Annotated in this window: 14 protein-coding genes; all 14 read right to left on the bottom strand. The window is 60.4% G+C overall.

The genetic code is table 11. The annotated features are described in order from the left end of the window. Nucleotides 1-115 precede the first annotated feature (115 nt). Nucleotides 116-1444, bottom strand: coding sequence for a tRNA lysidine(34) synthetase TilS (gene tilS / locus M0808_RS03890; protein WP_247839984.1), 1329 nt, complete (start codon nucleotides 1442-1444; stop codon nucleotides 116-118). A gap of 133 nt (nucleotides 1445-1577) precedes the next feature. Next, a complete protein-coding gene (locus M0808_RS03885) occupies nucleotides 1578-2525 on the bottom strand; it encodes an acetyl-CoA carboxylase carboxyltransferase subunit alpha (protein WP_064586192.1) in 948 nt (315 codons plus the stop codon). A 139-nt stretch (nucleotides 2526-2664) separates the two neighbouring features. Then, nucleotides 2665-6186, bottom strand: coding sequence for a DNA polymerase III subunit alpha (gene dnaE, locus M0808_RS03880; protein ID WP_097086450.1), 3522 nt, complete (start codon nucleotides 6184-6186; stop codon nucleotides 2665-2667). A gap of 76 nt (nucleotides 6187-6262) precedes the next feature. Continuing rightward, entirely contained in the window at nucleotides 6263-6889 is a 627-nt protein-coding gene (gene rnhB, locus M0808_RS03875; RefSeq protein ID WP_247840294.1) for a ribonuclease HII, read from the bottom strand. Between the two features lie 8 nt (nucleotides 6890-6897). Continuing rightward, nucleotides 6898-8031 carry a lipid-A-disaccharide synthase gene (lpxB, locus tag M0808_RS03870; RefSeq protein WP_247840292.1) on the bottom strand — a complete coding sequence of 378 codons (1134 nt, stop codon included), beginning with the start codon at nucleotides 8029-8031 and terminating at the stop codon, nucleotides 6898-6900. Then, nucleotides 8031-8807 carry an acyl-ACP--UDP-N-acetylglucosamine O-acyltransferase gene (gene lpxA, locus M0808_RS03865; RefSeq protein WP_007964278.1) on the bottom strand — a complete coding sequence of 259 codons (777 nt, stop codon included), beginning with the start codon at nucleotides 8805-8807 and terminating at the stop codon, nucleotides 8031-8033. Before lpxA ends, lpxB begins: the two co-directional genes overlap by 1 nt. Further along, nucleotides 8804-9244, bottom strand: coding sequence for a 3-hydroxyacyl-ACP dehydratase FabZ (fabZ, locus tag M0808_RS03860; protein ID WP_003222142.1), 441 nt, complete (start codon nucleotides 9242-9244; stop codon nucleotides 8804-8806). Before fabZ ends, lpxA begins: the two co-directional genes overlap by 4 nt. Before the next feature lie 106 nt (nucleotides 9245-9350). Then, nucleotides 9351-10406: a UDP-3-O-(3-hydroxymyristoyl)glucosamine N-acyltransferase gene (gene lpxD, locus M0808_RS03855; RefSeq protein ID WP_096795835.1), complete on the bottom strand. Its 1056-nt coding sequence runs from the start codon at nucleotides 10404-10406 to the stop codon at nucleotides 9351-9353. Nucleotides 10407-10409: 3 nt separating this feature from the next. Further along, nucleotides 10410-10913, bottom strand: a complete 504-nt coding sequence (locus M0808_RS03850) for an OmpH family outer membrane protein (RefSeq protein WP_003222140.1) — start codon at nucleotides 10911-10913, stop codon at nucleotides 10410-10412. A gap of 45 nt (nucleotides 10914-10958) precedes the next feature. Next, nucleotides 10959-13334: an outer membrane protein assembly factor BamA gene (gene bamA, locus M0808_RS03845; RefSeq protein WP_098967465.1), complete on the bottom strand. Its 2376-nt coding sequence runs from the start codon at nucleotides 13332-13334 to the stop codon at nucleotides 10959-10961. Between the two features lie 74 nt (nucleotides 13335-13408). Next, nucleotides 13409-14761, bottom strand: coding sequence for a sigma E protease regulator RseP (rseP, locus tag M0808_RS03840; protein WP_247839982.1), 1353 nt, complete (start codon nucleotides 14759-14761; stop codon nucleotides 13409-13411). A 54-nt stretch (nucleotides 14762-14815) separates the two neighbouring features. After that, nucleotides 14816-16006 carry a 1-deoxy-D-xylulose-5-phosphate reductoisomerase gene (gene ispC / locus M0808_RS03835; RefSeq protein ID WP_247839980.1) on the bottom strand — a complete coding sequence of 397 codons (1191 nt, stop codon included), beginning with the start codon at nucleotides 16004-16006 and terminating at the stop codon, nucleotides 14816-14818. Further along, nucleotides 16003-16809, bottom strand: coding sequence for a phosphatidate cytidylyltransferase (locus M0808_RS03830; RefSeq protein WP_007964272.1), 807 nt, complete (start codon nucleotides 16807-16809; stop codon nucleotides 16003-16005). Before M0808_RS03830 ends, ispC begins: the two co-directional genes overlap by 4 nt. Further along, nucleotides 16809-17564: a polyprenyl diphosphate synthase gene (gene uppS / locus M0808_RS03825; protein ID WP_003222128.1), complete on the bottom strand. Its 756-nt coding sequence runs from the start codon at nucleotides 17562-17564 to the stop codon at nucleotides 16809-16811. Before uppS ends, M0808_RS03830 begins: the two co-directional genes overlap by 1 nt. Nucleotides 17565-17575 lie beyond the last annotated feature (11 nt).

Below are 17575 nucleotides of genomic sequence, written 5' to 3'. Positions count from 1 at the left end.
CACATTTTTTGGAATCGCCCAGCAAAGACTGCTTGGTAATCGGCAACTCCTGCAATTCAGGCGAATCCACAGAAGTTGTATCAAGAAGGGAGCGTAGTCTACCGGAATGCCCCTTTCATCTCAAACCTTGATCTTCGTCTGTTGGCTGCCAATGCAATTTCCAGCCGTCCGACTCCTGCCCGTCAAGCCCCGGCAGGTTCGCCACGGCGAGCAATTCTGCGCCGCGAAACAGCAGCGGCAATCTGCCACGGACGAAGCCCGGCACCGCGCGCTCATTGAGCAGGCGCTTGAGATCGCGGTGGCCGCGCCCCGCCAGATGCATCAGCTCGCCGCCCTGCCGATAGCCAATGCGCAGCGGCCCGACGGGAGTCTGCCCGCTGAACATGACACGCCCGTTATTCGCCAAGCGTAGCGGCGTCGATGGCTCAGGCCACTCGACGCTGACCGCTGGCGCGCGCAGCCAGTCGCCGCTCAACCACCATACCCGGCCGGCGCTGCGATGCAGCTCACCGTCGGCCAGACGCCAGACCGGGGATGCATCGCTGGCAGCACCGCATAGGTCGTTCCAACCCGACCAATGGTCAGTGTCGGGCAACCGGGTCAGCGGTTCGAGCCAGTGGCTGAGTGCATTGCGCTGACGAGCGGTGGACAGACTCGTCAGCGGCGCCAGCTCCAGCGACGGCAGACCCAGCCATGAAAACTCGCTCGGCGTGGCGGCTTGCGCGAGATCGAGCTGCGCCAGCTCATCGAGCAGGCCTTGCGCCTCACGCAGGTGCGCCGCGCTGCGGGCCATGCTCGCCTGCGCCTGCGGCCAGCGCGCGGTGAGCAAAGGCAGCACCTGATGGCGCAGGTAGTTGCGGGAAAATTGCCGATCTTCGTTCGATGGGTCTTCGATCCAGCGCAACTGATGCGCGCGGGCGTAAGCCTCAAGCTCGGCGCGCGTGACGTCGAGCAATGGCCGCAGCAGCACACCCTGCCCCAATGGCCGCTGCGCCGGCATCGCCGAAAGACCGCGAACGCCGGCACCGCGCATTAAACGAAACAACAGGGTTTCGGCCTGATCATCACGGTGCTGCCCGGTCAGCAGCAAATCCCCGGCCTCGGTCAGCGAGGTGAACGCCGCATACCGCGCCTCCCGCGCCGCCCGCTCCAGACTGGCGCCGGGTTGCACCGTCACCCGCATCACGTGCAGCGGCACACCCAGCGCATCGCAGACCGACTGACAATGCGCCGGCCACGCATCAGCCGCAGCCTGGAGGCCATGGTGGATATGGATGGCGCTGAGCGCCGGCAGGGAATGGTGTTTTGCGAGATGCGCAAGCAGATGCAGCAGGACGGTGGAATCGAGACCACCGGAGAAAGCCACGCGCCAGGTCCTGGCATTGCGCCAGGCTGCAAGGTTCAGCAGAAGCCGGGAAGGCAGATCACTCACGGACTGACCCATATCTTTCTCTTGGCCCAAATCAAATGTGGGAGCGGGCTTGCTCGCGAAGGCGTTTCAACAATCAACGCATCTGTCGACTGTTATACCGCTTTCGCGAGCAAGCCCGCTCCCACATTGGGTATTGCGAGATCTGTCAGAGACCGTAGCTCATCAGACGATCGTAACGACGCTTGAGCAGCGCTTCGTTGTCGAACTTCTTCAGCATCGCCAGCTGCGAGCTCAGCTCGGCACGGATCGACGCAGCGGCAGCCGCCGGATCACGGTGAGCGCCGCCCAGTGGCTCGCCGATCACCTTGTCAACGATACCCAGTCCTTTCAGGCGCTCGGCGGTAATGCCCATGGCTTCAGCGGCATCCGGTGCTTTTTCGGCGGTTTTCCACAGAATCGAAGCGCAACCTTCCGGCGAGATCACCGCGTAGGTCGAATATTGCAGCATGTTCAGCTGATCGCAGACACCGATCGCCAGTGCACCACCGGAACCACCTTCACCGATAACGGTGGCAATGATCGGGGTCTTCAGGCGCGACATCACGCGCAGGTTCCAGGCGATAGCCTCGCTCTGGTTACGCTCTTCAGCGTCAATGCCCGGGTAAGCACCCGGGGTGTCGATGAAGGTCAGGATCGGCATCTTGAAGCGCTCGGCCATCTCCATCAGACGGCAGGCCTTGCGGTAGCCTTCCGGACGCGGCATGCCGAAGTTGCGGCGTACCTTTTCGCGCACTTCACGGCCCTTCTGGTGGCCGATGATCATCACCGGCTGGTCTTCCAGACGTGCCACGCCGCCCACAATGGCCGCGTCGTCGGAGAAGTGACGGTCACCGTGCAGTTCGTCGAACTCGGTGAAGATGTGCTCGATGTAGTCGAGGGTATACGGGCGTTTCGGGTGACGCGCCAGGCGTGCGATCTGCCAGCTGGTCAGCTTGCCGAAGATGTCTTCGGTCAGCGTGCGGCTCTTGTCCTGCAGGCGGGAGATCTCATCGCCGATATTCAGCGAATTGTCATTACCGACCAAGCGCAACTCTTCGATCTTGGCTTGCAGGTCGGCGATCGGCTGTTCGAAATCTAGAAAATTCGGGTTCATAGGCGTCCGTCTTGGGTCGTGTCCCAAATGAGCTTGGGCCGGCCGGTTGTCTATTCGCGCCCTACCTTAAGGGAGAGGCGCGCTGAGGTCGAGATTAAAAATTCAGGTTGTGGGCAAGCGCAATGATGGCACTTGCCGGTCAACGGTATTGGAGGAAGACGTTGTCTCGCCCGAACTGGTCACGCAGCGCTTGAATCAACGCATCCGCCGGGTCGATTCGCCAGGTCTCGCCAAACTGCAGCAAGGTCTTCGCATCGGGACTGGTGTACTCCATGGTGATCGGGCACGCCCCGCGGTGACGCTTGAGCAGCTCACCCAACCAGCGTAGCTGATCGCCTTTCAAGTCCTGAGTGTGCAGCTTCAGGCGCAGGCTTTCGGCCAGATTGGTCCGCGCATCTTCCATGCTCATCACCCGTTTGACCCGCAGGCGCAGGCCGCCGGAGAAGTCGTCGTTGCTGACCTCGCCTTCAACCACCACCATCGCGTCGGTCTGCAGCAGTGACTGCGCGGAGTGGAACGCATCGGCGAACAGCGACGCCTCGATCCGCCCCGAGCGGTCGTCGAGGGTGATAAAGCCCATCTTGTCGCCCTTCTTGTTCTTCATCACCCGCAGAGCAATGATCATCCCGGCCACGGTTTGCGTGTCGCGGGCCGGTTTCAGGTCGATGATGCGCTGCCGGGCGAAACGGCGAATCTCGCCTTCGTACTCGTCGATCGGGTGACCGGTCAGGTACAGGCCCAGAGTGTCTTTCTCACCCTTAAGCCGCTCCTTGAGGGTCAGCTCCTTGGCCTTGCGGTGCGTCGCGTAGACGTCCGCATCTTCCTCGACAAACAGCCCGCCGAACAGGTCGGCATGGCCGCTGTCGCGGGTGCGCGCGGTCTGTTCGGCCGACTTGATCGCCTCTTCCATCGCCGCCAACAGCACGGCGCGGTTGCGGTCGATATTGGCCTGATAAGCCTTTTGTTCATCGTGGAAGTACGGCCCGAGGCGATCCAGCGCGCCGCTGCGGATCAAACCGTCCAGCGTGCGTTTGTTGATGCGCTTGAGGTCGACCCTGGCGCAGAAGTCGAACAGATCCTTGAATGGACCGGCCTGACGGGCCTCGGTGATCGCTTCCACCGGACCTTCACCGACACCTTTGATCGCGCCCAGGCCGTACACGATGCGGCCTTCGTCGTTCACCGTGAACTTGAACTCCGAAGTGTTCACGTCTGGCGCGTCGAGGCGCAGCTTCATCGTGCGCACTTCCTCGATCAAGGTCACGACCTTGTCGGTGTTGTGCATATCCGCCGAAAGCACCGCCGCCATGAATGGCGCCGGGTAGTGGGCTTTCAGCCAGGCAGTCTGGTACGACACCAGGCCGTAAGCAGCGGAGTGGGACTTGTTGAAGCCGTAACCGGCGAATTTTTCCACCAGGTCGAAAATGTTACCGGCAAGATCCGCGTCGATATTGTTCGACGCGCAACCTTCAATGAAGCCGCCGCGCTGTTTAGCCATTTCCTCGGGTTTTTTCTTACCCATCGCCCGACGCAGCATGTCCGCACCACCGAGGGTGTAACCGGCCATGACCTGGGCGATCTGCATCACCTGTTCCTGATACAGAATGATGCCGTAAGTCGGCGCCAGTACCGGCTGCAGGCCTTCATACTGGTAATCCGGATGCGGATAAGCCAATTCGGCGCGACCGTGTTTACGGTTGATGAAGTCATCCACCATGCCCGATTGCAGCGGGCCCGGACGGAACAGGGCCACCAGTGCGATCAAGTCTTCGAGACAGTCAGGCTTGAGCTTTTTGATCAGCTCTTTCATGCCCCGGGATTCGAGCTGGAATACCGCGGTGGTTTCAGCTTTTTGCAGCAACTGATAAGTCGGTTTGTCATCCAGCGGGATAAACGCGATATCCAGCGGCGGCTCGTTGACCTTGGCGCGGTCACGGTTGATGGTTTTAAGCGCCCAGTCGATGATCGTCAGGGTCCGCAGGCCGAGGAAGTCGAACTTCACCAGACCGGCCGCCTCGACGTCGTCCTTGTCGAATTGGGTCACCAGACCATCGCCGGCCTCGTCGCAATAGATCGGCGAGAAGTCGGTCAGCTTGGTCGGGGCGATTACCACACCACCGGCGTGCTTGCCGACGTTACGCACCACACCCTCGAGCTTGCGCGCCATCTCCCAGATTTCCGCCGCTTCCTCATCGACCTTGATGAAGTCGCGCAGGATCTCCTCCTGCTCGTAGGCTTTTTCCAGGGTCATGCCGACTTCGAACGGAATCATCTTCGACAGACGATCCGCCAGGCCGAATGACTTGCCCTGGGCCCGCGCCACGTCGCGCACCACAGCCTTGGCGGCCATGGAACCGAAGGTGATGATCTGGCTTACCGCGTTGCGACCGTATTTCTCGGCCACGTAGTCGATCACCCGGTCACGACCGTCCATGCAGAAGTCGACGTCGAAGTCGGGCATCGAGACCCGTTCCGGGTTAAGGAAACGTTCGAACAGCAGGTCGTATTCCAGCGGATCGAGGTCAGTGATCTTCTGCACATAGGCCACCAGCGAGCCGGCACCCGACCCACGGCCCGGGCCCACCGGCACGCCGTTGTTCTTGGCCCACTGGATAAAGTCCATCACGATCAGGAAGTAACCGGGGAAGCCCATCTGGATGATGATATCCAGCTCGAAATTCAGCCGGTCGACATAGACCTGACGCTTGGCCTCGTAGTCTTCGGTAGTGTCCTTGGGCAGCAGTACGCTGAGGCGGTCTTCCAGACCGTCGAACGACACCTTTCGGAAATATTCGTCGATGGTCATGCCATCGGGAATCGGGTAGTCGGGCAGGAAGTGCTTGCCCAGCTTCACGTCGATGTTGCAGCGCTTGGCGATCTCGACGGTGTTTTCGATCGCGTCGGGAATGTCGCTGAACAGCTCGGCCATTTCCTCGGCGCTTTTGAGGTATTGCTGGTCGCTGTAATTCTTCGAACGCCGCGGATCGTCGAGGGCACGGCCCTCACCGATGCACACGCGGGTTTCGTGAGCGGCGAAGTCTTCCTGCTTGATGAAACGCACATCGTTGGTCGCCACCAGCGGCGCGCCGAGCTTGTCGGCCAGGGCCACGGCACCGTGCAGTTGCTCTTCGTCGTTGGGACGATTGGTGCGCTGGATCTCCAGATAGAAACGATCCGGGAACACCGCCATCCATTCGCGCGCCAGCGTTTCGGCTTCGTCCGGGTTGCCACTGATCATGGCCATGCCGATCTCGCCTTCTTTGGCGGCGGACAGCATGATCAGGCCTTCGTTGGCCTCGGCGACCCATTCACGCTCGATGATGATCATGCCGTTGCGCTGGCCATCTATGAAGCCGCGCGAGATCAACTCGGTGAGATTGCGATAACCCTTGGCGTTCATTACCAACAGGCTGATCCGGCTCAATGGCCCGTCCGGATCCTTGTTCGACAGCCACAGGTCGGCACCGCAGATCGGCTTGATGCCGGCGCCCATGGCGTTTTTATAGAATTTGACCAGGGAGCACATGTTGTTCTGATCGGTGACCGCCACGGCCGGCATGTTCATGCCGGTCAGCGCCTTGACCAGTGGCTTGATCCGCACCAGCCCGTCGACCAGGGAGTATTCAGTGTGCAGGCGTAGATGAACGAATGAAGCCGGCATAGTGATCCTGTCCAGTTACATAGAGACAACAAGGCCCGGATTGTACCGGGCCTCGAACAAAACATCAGCCTTGCGCCTAAACCTGCGTCAGGCCTTCAAGCGCCTCGTAAGCCTGACGCACCGGGGCGAAGGAGCGCCGGTGAATCGGTGTCGGGCCAAGCCGCACCAACGCTTCCAGATGAACGGGCGTCGGATAGCCTTTATGGCCGCCGATGCCGTACCCCGGGTAGATCAATTCGAATGCAGCCATTTCACGGTCGCGACTGACCTTGGCCAGAATCGACGCGGCAGCGATGGCCGGCACCTTGCCGTCGCCCTGCACCACCGCTTCAGCGCGCATCGGCAGTTTCGGGCAGCGGTTGCCGTCGATCATCGCCAGTTTCGGCTGAATATGCAGCCCGGCCACTGCGCGCTGCATGGCAAGCATGGTCGCGTGCAGAATGTTCAGCTCGTCGATTTCCTCGACTTCGGCGCGAGCGACGCACCAGCTCAGGGATTTCTCGATGATCTCGTCGTAGAGTTTCTCGCGCTTGGCTTCAGTGAGTTTCTTCGAGTCGTTGAGGCCGAGGATCGGCCGGTTCGGATCGAGGATCACCGCCGCCGTCACCACCGCGCCGCACAACGGGCCGCGACCGACTTCGTCGACACCGGCCACCAGCTCTTCGACTTCGGCGACCAGGGTGAAATCCAGGCCCATCTGCATCGTCTTGCTCATTGTTTCTGACCGATCAGGTTGAGGACGGCATCCGCCGCCTGATTGGAAGCATCCAGCCGCAGGGTGCGGTGGATCTCGTCGAAGCCTCGGGTCTGTTCTTCGCCGCCTTCGATCAATGGCAACAAGGTCTGCGCCAATGCCTCGACTGTCGCATCATCCTGCAACAGTTCCGGCACCAACAGACGCTGGGCCAGCAGGTTCGGCAGCGACACGTACGGGCTCTTGACCATGCGCTTGAGAATCCAGAAGGTCAGCGGCGCCAGGCGATACGCGACGACCATTGGCCGCTTGTACAGCAACGCTTCCAGCGTCGCCGTGCCGGAGGCGATCAGCACCGCGTTACACGCCGCCAAGGCCAGATGCGACTTGCCGTCGAGCAGGGTTACTGGCAAGTCGCGACCAACCAGCAGCTCTTCGAGCTGAGCGCGACGCTCGGCATTGGCGCACGGGATGACGAAGCGCAGCCCGGGGCGCATGGCCCGCAGACGTTCGGCCGTATCCAGGAACAGCGCACCGAGACGGCCAACTTCACCGCCGCGACTGCCGGGCATCAATGCCACCAGCGGCCCGTCGGGCAAGCTGAGTTCGGCACGCGCTGCGGCGCGATCGGCCTGCAGCGGAATGGTATCGGCCAGCGTATGACCGACGAACCGCACCGGCACGCCCTGCTCTTCGTAGAATTTTGCTTCGAACGGCAACAGGGTGAGCATCAGATCGCAGCCTTCGCGAATCTTCAGCACACGCTTCTGGCGCCACGCCCACACCGAAGGGCTGACGTAATGCACGGTCTTGATCCCGGCCTGACGCAGCTTGAGTTCGATGTTGAGGTTGAAATCGGGAGCGTCGATGCCGATGAACACGTCCGGCTTCTCGGCGATCAACGTGGCGATCAGGTCCTTGCGGCGCTTGAGCAGCTCGCGCAGCCGCCCAAGGACTTCCACCAGCCCCATGACCGACAGACGTTCCATGGGGAAATAAGACGTCAGGCCCTCGGCCTGCATCAACGGACCGCCGACACCGATGAACTCGACTGCCGGATGTTGAGCCTTGAGGGCGCGCATGAGGCCGGCGCCCAGAATGTCACCGGAAGCTTCGCCCGCCACCAGCGCAATACGCAGACTGGCCATGATCAGCGGGTGATGCCGCGAGTCGACGACTGGATCGAGTCACGAAACAGCGCAACTTCCGGGAACTGCGCAGCAGGTTCGGCCAATTCGGCCAACGCTTGCTCCACGGTCAGGCCCTGGCGATACACGGTCTTATAAGCGCGGCGCAGCGCGTGAATCGCGTCTTCGCTGAAACCACGACGGCGCATGCCTTCGAAGTTCATGCTGCGCGCTTCGGCCGGGTTGCCGAACACGGTGACGAACGCCGGAACGTCCTTGCCGATGGCAGTGCCCATGCCGGAAAAACTGTGGGCGCCGATGTGGCAGTACTGATGCACCAGGGTGAAACCGGAAAGGATCGCCCAATCGTCAACATGGACATGCCCGGCCAACGCGGTGTTGTTGACCAGGATGCAGTGGTTGCCGATGACGCTGTCATGCCCGATGTGGGCATAGGCCATGATCAGGTTGTGATCGCCCAGCGTGGTTTCCGAACGGTCCTGCACGGTGCCACGGTGAATCGTCACGCCTTCGCGAATGACGTTGTGATCACCGATCACCAGACGGGTTTCTTCGCCTTTGTACTTCAGATCCGGCGTGTCTTCGCCTACCGAGGAAAACTGGTAGATGCGGTTGTGCTTGCCGATGCGGGTCGGGCCTTTGAGGACCACATGCGGCCCGATCACGGTACCCTCGCCGATTTCCACACCTGCGCCGACGATCGACCACGGGCCGACCTCGACGCCGTCAGCCAGAACGGCTGACGGATCGATGATTGCGCGAGGGTCAATCAAACTCATAGCTTGCGTTCCGCACAGATGATTTCAGCCGAGCAGACTGGCTTGCCGTCGACCGAAGCCTGGCATTCGAATTTCCAGATCTGGCGCTTGCAGCTGATGAACTTGGCTTCCAGGATCAACTGGTCACCCGGCAGCACCGGCTGACGGAAACGCAGCTTGTCGGAACCGACGAAGTAGTAAAGGGTGCCATCGGCCGGTTTCACGTCGAGCATTTTGAAACCGAGAATCCCGGCAGCCTGGGCCATCGCTTCGATGATCAGTACGCCCGGCATGATCGGGTGCGCCGGGAAGTGGCCGTTGAAGAATGGCTCATTGATGCTGACATTCTTGTAGGCGCGAATGCGCTTGCCTTCAGTGTCCAGTTCCACCACCCGGTCCACCAGCAGGAACGGGTAACGGTGAGGCAGGTATTCGCGAATCTCGTTGATGTCCATCATTTCGGGGGGAAGCCTATGTAAAGATTGGGAGCGCGACTGACGCGCACTCCTCTAGCAAATCAAGGAGGCAGTCTAGAGGCTGTGCACACTTGATATGGAAATGGTATCAGCCATCAGATGAAGCATTGCTGCCGGGGGTCACTTCCCCGACGCGCTTTTCCAGCTGCTTCAAACGTCGCGCGAGGTCATCGAGCTGACGGATGCGGGCCGCGCTTTTGCGCCATTCGGCCGCCGGTTGCATGGCTGTGCCGGAAGAATAGGCGCCTGGCTCGGTAATCGAGTGGGTCACCATGGTCATCCCGGTCAGGAAAACGTTGTCGCAAATATCGATGTGCCCCACCAGGCCGACACCACCGGCGAGCATGCAGTGCTTGCCGATTTTGGTGCTGCCGGAGATACCGACACAGGCCGCCATGGCGGTGTGATCACCGACCTGGACGTTGTGCGCGATCTGGATCTGGTTGTCGAGTTTCACGCCGTTGCCGATCACGGTATCCGCCAGCGCGCCACGGTCGATGGCAGTGTTCACGCCGATCTCGACATCGTCGCCAATGGTCACGCCGCCGATCTGGGCGATCTTTTGCCAGATACCTTTCTCGTTGGCAAAACCGAAGCCTTCACCACCGAGAACGGCACCGGACTGGATCACTACACGCTTGCCGATGCGCACGTCGTGGTACAGCGTCACCCTCGGAGCGAGCCAGCCGCCCTCGCCGATTTCACTGCGGGCACCGATGACGCAATGGGCGCCCAGGGTGACCTGCGCACCGATTCGCGCACCGGCCTCGATCACCACAAACGGACCGATGCTGGCGCTTGGATCAACCACCGCATCCGGTGCAATCACCGCCGTGGGATGAACACCCGCAGTGGCTTTCGGTTTGGGATCGAACAGATGGGAGATACGGGCGTAAGCCAGATAAGGATCCGGCACCACCAGCGCGTTACCGGCAAAACCTTCGGCATCGGCTTCCTTGAGCAACAGCGCAGCCGCCTGGGAACTTGCCAGGTATTTGCGATATTGAGGATTTGCCAGAAAGCTCAACTGAGCTGGGCCAGCCTCCTGCAAGGTGGCTAGCCCAGTAATTTGCGTCTCGGGGTCGCCACGCAGGGTGGCGCCGAGGAACTCGGCCAACTGGCCGAGCTTGATAGTCACGGTCATGGGTTACTTCAGCTGATTCATGCGCTCGATAACCTGGCGCGTGATGTCGTACTGTGGTTTGACATCGATCACTGCGCCACGCTCGAACACCAGGTCAAAGCCACCTTTTTTGATGACTTCTTCCACTGCGCTATCCAGTTTTGGCTTCAGTTGCTTGAGCATTTCGCGGTCGGCAACTGCCTTGGCTTCGTTCAGCTCCTTGGACTGGAACTGGAAGTCACGGGCCTTTTGCTTGAATTCCAGCTCCAGACGCTCACGCTCGCCCTGCTGCATCTTGTCGCCACCGGCCATCAGACGGTCCTGAATGCCCTTGGCGCTGCTTTCCAGCGTCTTGAGTTTGGTCAGTTGCGGACCGAACTTCTTCTCGGCATCCACGGCGTATTTCTTGGCCGCGTCGGATTCCAGCAATGCCATCTGATAGTTCAGAACGGCGATTTTCATGTCGGCGAACGCCGGGCCTGCCACCAGTACGGAGGCCAGGAGAACCAATTGAGTCAACTTACGCACGATGCACTCCTACAAAATCCATTGTCGTTATCTTGGGTCAGACGCTTAGAACGTCTGGCCGAGGGAGAATTGGAACACTTGAGTTTCAGCGTTATCCGGTTTCTTGACCGGCATCGCCAGAGCAAAACTCAGAGGACCCAGTGCGGTGACCCAGGTCACACCCACACCAACGGAACTGGCCATGTTGCTCAGGCTGATGTCGTTACACTTGGTGTTGGACGTCGAGCCATTTGCGTTGGTGGTGTCCTTGCACTGCGAATCGAAAACGTTACCCACGTCCCAGAATACCGAGGTACGCAAGGAGCGTTGATCCTTGACGAACGGCAGCGGGAACAGAACCTCGGCACCGCCCTGGATCAGGACGTTACCACCGAACGGCAGCGGATCCTGATCCGGGTCAACCGAAGTACCCGGGTTGGTACCACGACTCGGAGTACTGCGCGGCCCCAGAGTACTGTCCTTGAAGCCACGTACCGAGTTGAAACCACCAGCATAGTAGTTTTCATAGAACGGCAAGCCGTCGGTCGAACCATAACCGTCGCCATAACCCAGCTCGGTGTGCAGACGCAGGGTGTAGTTTTCGGTGATCGGCTGGAACAACTGACCACGGTAGTCGAGTTTGTAGAACGACAGGTCGCTGCCCGGAATCGTGGTTTCCAGCGTCAGGCTCTGCGAACGACCACGGGTCGGCAGTACGCCCTTGTTCAGGGTCGATTCGGACCAGCCGGCCGACGCCTTGAAGTTCAGGTACTGATCGCCTTCCTTGTTAACGAAGTCGAAGATCTCGTCAACGGTGTACTGACCGGTCTTGATCTTGTCCTGCTGTGCGGACAGACCGAAGGTCAGACGCGAAGTCTCGCTGATCGGATAGCCAACGTTGACGCCGGCACCCAGGCTGTCTACCGCATAGCTGGCTACGTCGATGTTGAGATCTTTGTAGTCGGTGGTGCGATAGAACGCGTTGTAACCCAGACTCACGCCATCGGCGGTCCAGTAGGGGTCAACGTAGCCGAAGTTGTAACGGCTCTGGTATTCACTGCGGGTCAGGCCCACGCTCACACGGTTACCGGTACCCAGGAAGTTGTTCTGGGTGATCGAACCACCGAGGATCAGACCGGCGCTCTGGGCGAAACCGACGCTGGCGGTGATCGAACCGGAAGCTTGCTCTTCAACGGCGTAGTTCACGTCAACCTGGTCGTCGACACCCGGAACGGCCGGCGTCTCGACGTTCACTTCCTTGAAGAAGCCCAGACGCTCCAGACGGGTCTTGGACTGGTCGATCAGGTAGGTCGAAGCCCAGCCACCTTCCATCTGACGCATTTCACGACGCAGCACTTCGTCCTCGGACTTGGTGTTGCCGCGGAAGTTGATGCGATTGACGTAGGCACGCTTGCCCGGATCGACGGCGAACAGGATGTCCACAGTGTGATCGTCGTCATGCGGCTGAGGTACGCCGTTGACGTTGGCGAAGGTGTAACCCTCGTTACCCAGACGGCGAGTGATCAGTTCGGAAGTAGTGGTCATCAGCTTGCGCGAGAAAACCTGGCCTTTCTGCACCAGCAACAGAGACTTGACCTGGTCTTCAGGCACTTTCAGGTCACCGCTGAGCTTGACGTCACGAACGGTGTACTTCTCGCCTTCGGTGATGTTGACGGTGATGTAGACGTGCTTCTTGTCCGGGGTGATGGACACCTGGGTCGAAGCGATATCCATGTTGATGTAGCCACGGTCCAGGTAGTAGGAACGCAGGCGCTCCAGGTCACCGGAGAGTTTTTCACGGGCGTACTTGTCGTCGTTCTTGAAGAACGACAGCCAGTTGGTGGTTTTCAGCTCGAACAGGTCGATCAGATCGTCATCAGGGAAGACCGTGTTACCCACCACGTTGATGTGCTGGATGGCAGCCACGGTGCCTTCGTTGATCTTCACTTTCAGCGCCACACGGTTACGCGGCTGCGAAACCACTTCGGTATCGACGGTCGCCGAGTAACGGCCCTGGGCAACGTACTGACGCTGCAGCTCGTTACGGACACCTTCGAGGGTGGCGCGCTGGAAGATTTCACCTTCGGACAGACCGGACTGCTTGAGGCCTTTCATCAGGTCTTCGGTGGAGATCGCCTTGTTGCCTTCGATCTCGATACTCGCGACCGACGGACGTTCGACGACCGTGATCACCAGAACGTTGCCTTCGCGGCCCAGCTGGATATCTTGAAAGAAACCGGTTTTGAACAACGCACGAGTGGATTCCACCAGGCGACGATCATCCGCCTGCTCGCCGACGTTCAACGGCAAGGCACCAAAGACGCTACCCGCGGAGACCCGCTGGAGGCCATTGACGCGAATATCAGAGATAGTGAAGGACTCGGCGTGAACTTCGGCGATCATCAATACGGTGAGAACCGCAGTTAGCAGCAGACGTTTCATGAAGTCCTTTCTTATTCCAACTGGCAATAAACAAACTGCCGCAAAATGCGGCAGATTCGCAATTCAGCGAAGCTTTACAGTCGACCCAGATCATTGACCAGAGCAAGCAACATCACTCCGACCACCAAACTGATACCGATCTGCACCCCCCAACCTTGCACCCGATCCGACAAGGGGCGACCACGCACCCACTCAATCAGATAAAACAACAAATGCCCCCCATCCAGTACAGGAATGGGCAGCAAATTCAGAACCCCCAGGCTAATACTCAGATAAGCAAGGAAATTCAGGAAATCAGCAACGCCCGACTGGGCAGAAGCGCCCGCCACTTTAGCAATGGTTATCGGCCCACTCAAGTTTTTTACCGAGAGCTCGCCAAACAGCATTTTCTTCAGTGAGTCCAGCGTCAGGATGCTCATGGTCCAGGTACGCCGGGCACCCTCGCCAATTGCGGCCAACGGGCCATAACTGACCTCGCGGATCATTTCCGGCGGCCAGTCCACTGCTTTCACGCCAGCACCCAGATAACCGCTCGGCGCCTTGCTTTCGCCACGCGCAGCCAAGGTCACCGGGACGTCGATTTGAGCACCGTCGCGCTCGACGCGCAGCAAGATTTTGGTATCAGGACGCGTACGAACGGTATCGACCACTTGCTGCCAGTCACCCAGCACCTGGCCATCGAGCGACAACAGGCGGTCGCCGGTTTTCAGACCGGCGGCCTGCGCCGGACCTTTTGGATCGAGCTCGGCCAGCACCGGCGGCAAGGCCGGGCGCCATGGGCGAATACCCAGCGAGCGAATCGGATCGGGCTCATCGGCGCCTTTGAGCCAGTGATCCAGCGCCAGTTCGCGCGGCGTGTCAGCGGTAGAGCCCTGCTCGCGCACGAGCAATTGCAGGGAACCGCTTTCCCCAAGACGACGGACCAACTGCAAATTGACGGCCGCCCAGCCGGAAGTCGGCTCGCCATCGATGGCAACGATCTCCTGACCGGCACTCAAACCGGCCTTGGCCGCAATGCTGCCGGACTCGACGGCACCGATGACCGGACGGATCTGTTCACTGCCGAGCATCGCCAGCACCCAGAAAAACACCAGGGCCAGCAGGAAGTTGGCGATCGGTCCAGCCGCGACAATGGCGATGCGCTGGCGAACCGATTTGCGATTGAAGGATTGATGAAGCTGATCGGCCGGTACTTCGCCCTCACGCTCATCGAGCATTTTGACGTAGCCACCCAGCGGAATCGCGGCGACGACAAATTCGGTGCCCTGCTTGTCGTGCCAGCGCAACAACGGCATGCCGAAGCCAACGGAAAAACGCAGAACCTTGACGCCACAGCGACGCGCGACCCAGAAGTGGCCGAATTCGTGAAAGGTGACCAGTACACCCAAAGCGATCAGGGTGCCGGCAATCATATAGAGCGCGCTCATCTACTTTCTCCGCAATCCTGTTCAGTGCCGCGTGAAGCCATGGTTCTGCAACGGCTATCGGCCGTGACGATCAAGCCATTGTTCGGCCAGAATCCGCGCTTTCGCGTCTGCGGTAAACACCGCATCCAGATCCTCAAGCGCAACCACTGGCTCGAGGTTCAGCACGTCCTCGATGATACTCGCGATTTCCAGATAACCAACGCGTCCGTCGAGAAACGCCGCGACTGCCACTTCGTTGGCCGCATTGAGCATGGCCGGCGCACTATTGCCGGCCTCCGCCGCCTGCCGCGCCAGGCGCAGACAAGGGAAGCGCTGTTCGTCCGGTGCCTCGAAATCCAGGCGCGCAATGGCAAACAGATCCAGCGGCGCCACACCCGAGTCGATCCGCTCAGGCCAGGCCAGTGCGTTGGCAATCGGCGTGCGCATGTCAGGGTTGCCCAACTGCGCCAATACCGAGCCATCCACATAGTCGACCAGCGAGTGAATCACACTCTGCGGATGAATCACCACCTCCACCTGCGACGGCTTGGCGTCGAACAGCCAGCAGGCCTCGATCAACTCCAGGCCCTTGTTCATCATGCTGGCCGAGTCCACCGAAATCTTGCGCCCCATCGACCAGTTCGGGTGCGCACACGCCTGATCAGGCGAAACATGCGCCAGCTCGCTCATCGGCGTCTGACGGAAAGGACCGCCCGAAGCCGTCAGCAGAATCCGCCGCACGCCGACCGCACCCAGCCCGCGGGCAAAATCCTGCGGCATGCACTGGAAGATCGCGTTGTGCTCGCTGTCGATCGGCAGCAACACCGAACCGCTCTTGTGCACGGCCTGCATGAACAGCGCGCCGGACATCACCAGCGCTTCTTTGTTGGCCAGAAGGATTTTCTTCCCGGCCTCTACCGCTGCCAGGGTCGGGCGCAGGCCCGCGGCACCGACGATGGCGGCCATCACGGCATCGACTTCGGGCGCGGAGGCGACCTGGCACAGCCCCTCCTCCCCGATCAATACGCGAGTGGACAGGCCAGCAGCCCGCAGGTCGTCCTGCAAACCGCGCGCCGCAGCCACTTCAGGCACCACCGCAAACTGCGGCACATGCCGAACGCACAAGGCCAGCAACTCGCTCAGGCGGGTAAAGCCGCTCAGGGCGAAAACCTGATAACGCTCGGGATGCCGAGCGATGACGTCCAGGGTGCTCAGGCCAATCGAACCGGTCGCCCCAAGAACAGTGATCTGTTGCGGGCGGCTCACGGTGCAGCCATCCACAGCAGTACGGCAAAAATCGGGATCGCAGCGGTCAGGCTGTCGATGCGATCAAGCACACCGCCATGACCGGGCAGCAGGTTGCTGCTGTCCTTGATGCCGGACTGACGCTTGAACATGCTTTCGGTGAGGTCTCCCACCACCGAAATGAATACGATCAATGCAGCGCCGATCAGGCCCTTGAGCAGTTCGGCCACGGTCCAGTCACGCACCAGGCCGACGATCGCGGTGATCACCAGACTCAGCGCCAGACCACCATAAACGCCTTCCCAACTCTTACCCGGGCTGACTTGCGGCGCCAGCTTGCGCTTGCCGAAAGCACGGCCGGAGAAATAGGCACCGATGTCGGCCCCCCAGACCAGCACCATCACCGCCATGATCAGCCAGTTACCCAGCGGGTACTGTTTGATCTGCACCAGCCCTTGCCAGGCCGGCAACAGGATCAGCAAGCCGATCACCAGTTTGGTGGCCGCCGTGGACCAGTGCTCGCTCGAGCGCGGGTACGTCAGCACCAGGTACGTCGCTACCGCCCACCACAACACCGAAGCGCCCAACACCCAAGGGGCGAGGCCCGGCAGGACGTACATGACGAACAGCATCAGCGCGACGACAGCGGCAAAGCCGACACGGAACGACTGCGCGGTAAAGCCCGCCAGACGTGCCCATTCCCAGGCGCCCAGGCTCACGACCAGACCGATGAACAGCGCAAAACCGGAGCCTTCGAGCAGGAAAAACCCGCACAAAGCGATCGGCAGCAGGATCAGCGCAGTGATGATTCGTTGTTTAAGCATTAAACCCGGGCTCCAGCTTCGACCTGTTCGCTCGTTTTACCGAAGCGACGCTGGCGCGAAGCGAAATCGGCCAGCGCGGTGCGCATGGCTTCGTGTTTGAAGTCCGGCCAGAACAGGTCGGAGAAGTACAACTCGGCATACGCCAGTTGCCACAGCAGGAAGTTGCTGATGCGGTGCTCGCCACCGGTGCGGATGCACAGGTCCGGCAACGGCAGGTCGCCGGTGGCCAGACAGGTTTGCAGCAGATCCGGTGTGATGTCTTCCGGACGCAGATGCCCGGCCTGAACTTCACGCGCCAGACGCTGCGCCGCCTGGGCAATATCCCACTGACCGCCGTAGTTGGCGGCGATCTGCAGGATGAAACGGTTGGCACCGGCGGTCATGGCTTCCGCTTCGCGCATCGCTGCCTGAAGCTCAGGATGGAAACGCGAGCGATCGCCAATGATGCGCAAGCTGATGTTGTTGTCGTTCAGACGCTTGGCCTCACGACGCAGCGCCTTGAAGAACAGATCCATCAAGGCGCTGACTTCATCGGCCGGGCGCTGCCAGTTTTCACTGGAGAAGGCGAACAGGGTGAGCACTTCGACCTTGGCCTCAGCGCACACCTCGATCACTGCCCGCACAGCATCCACGCCGGCCTTATGCCCGGCGACACCCGGCATAAAGCGTTTTTTCGCCCAGCGATTATTGCCATCCATGATGATCGCGACATGGCGCGGCACCGCGGACGGCGCAGACTGCTTGGTCTTGTCCATTAAAAGCTCGA

The sequence above is a fragment of the Pseudomonas sp. MWU12-3103b genome, from assembly GCF_023100615.1.
Lineage (GTDB): Bacteria > Pseudomonadota > Gammaproteobacteria > Pseudomonadales > Pseudomonadaceae > Aquipseudomonas > Aquipseudomonas putida_A.
This window is presented reverse-complemented; position numbering and strand designations above follow the sequence as displayed.

Coding starts and splice junctions, on each gene's coding strand:
- tilS (WP_247839984.1), bottom strand. CDS start 1,444: ATGGGTCAGTCCGTGAGTGATCTGCCTTCCCGGCTTCTGCTGAACCTT.
- M0808_RS03885 (WP_064586192.1), bottom strand. CDS start 2,525: ATGAACCCGAATTTTCTAGATTTCGAACAGCCGATCGCCGACCTGCAA.
- dnaE (WP_097086450.1), bottom strand. CDS start 6,186: ATGCCGGCTTCATTCGTTCATCTACGCCTGCACACTGAATACTCCCTG.
- rnhB (WP_247840294.1), bottom strand. CDS start 6,889: ATGCAGATGGGCCTGGATTTCACCCTGGTCGCCGAAGTCGAAGAGCTG.
- lpxA (WP_007964278.1), bottom strand. CDS start 8,807: ATGAGTTTGATTGACCCTCGCGCAATCATCGATCCGTCAGCCGTTCTG.
- fabZ (WP_003222142.1), bottom strand. CDS start 9,244: ATGATGGACATCAACGAGATTCGCGAATACCTGCCTCACCGTTACCCG.
- lpxD (WP_096795835.1), bottom strand. CDS start 10,406: ATGACCGTGACTATCAAGCTCGGCCAGTTGGCCGAGTTCCTCGGCGCC.
- bamA (WP_098967465.1), bottom strand. CDS start 13,334: ATGAAACGTCTGCTGCTAACTGCGGTTCTCACCGTATTGATGATCGCC.
- rseP (WP_247839982.1), bottom strand. CDS start 14,761: ATGAGCGCGCTCTATATGATTGCCGGCACCCTGATCGCTTTGGGTGTA.
- M0808_RS03830 (WP_007964272.1), bottom strand. CDS start 16,809: ATGCTTAAACAACGAATCATCACTGCGCTGATCCTGCTGCCGATCGCT.
- uppS (WP_003222128.1), bottom strand. CDS start 17,564: ATGGACAAGACCAAGCAGTCTGCGCCGTCCGCGGTGCCGCGCCATGTC.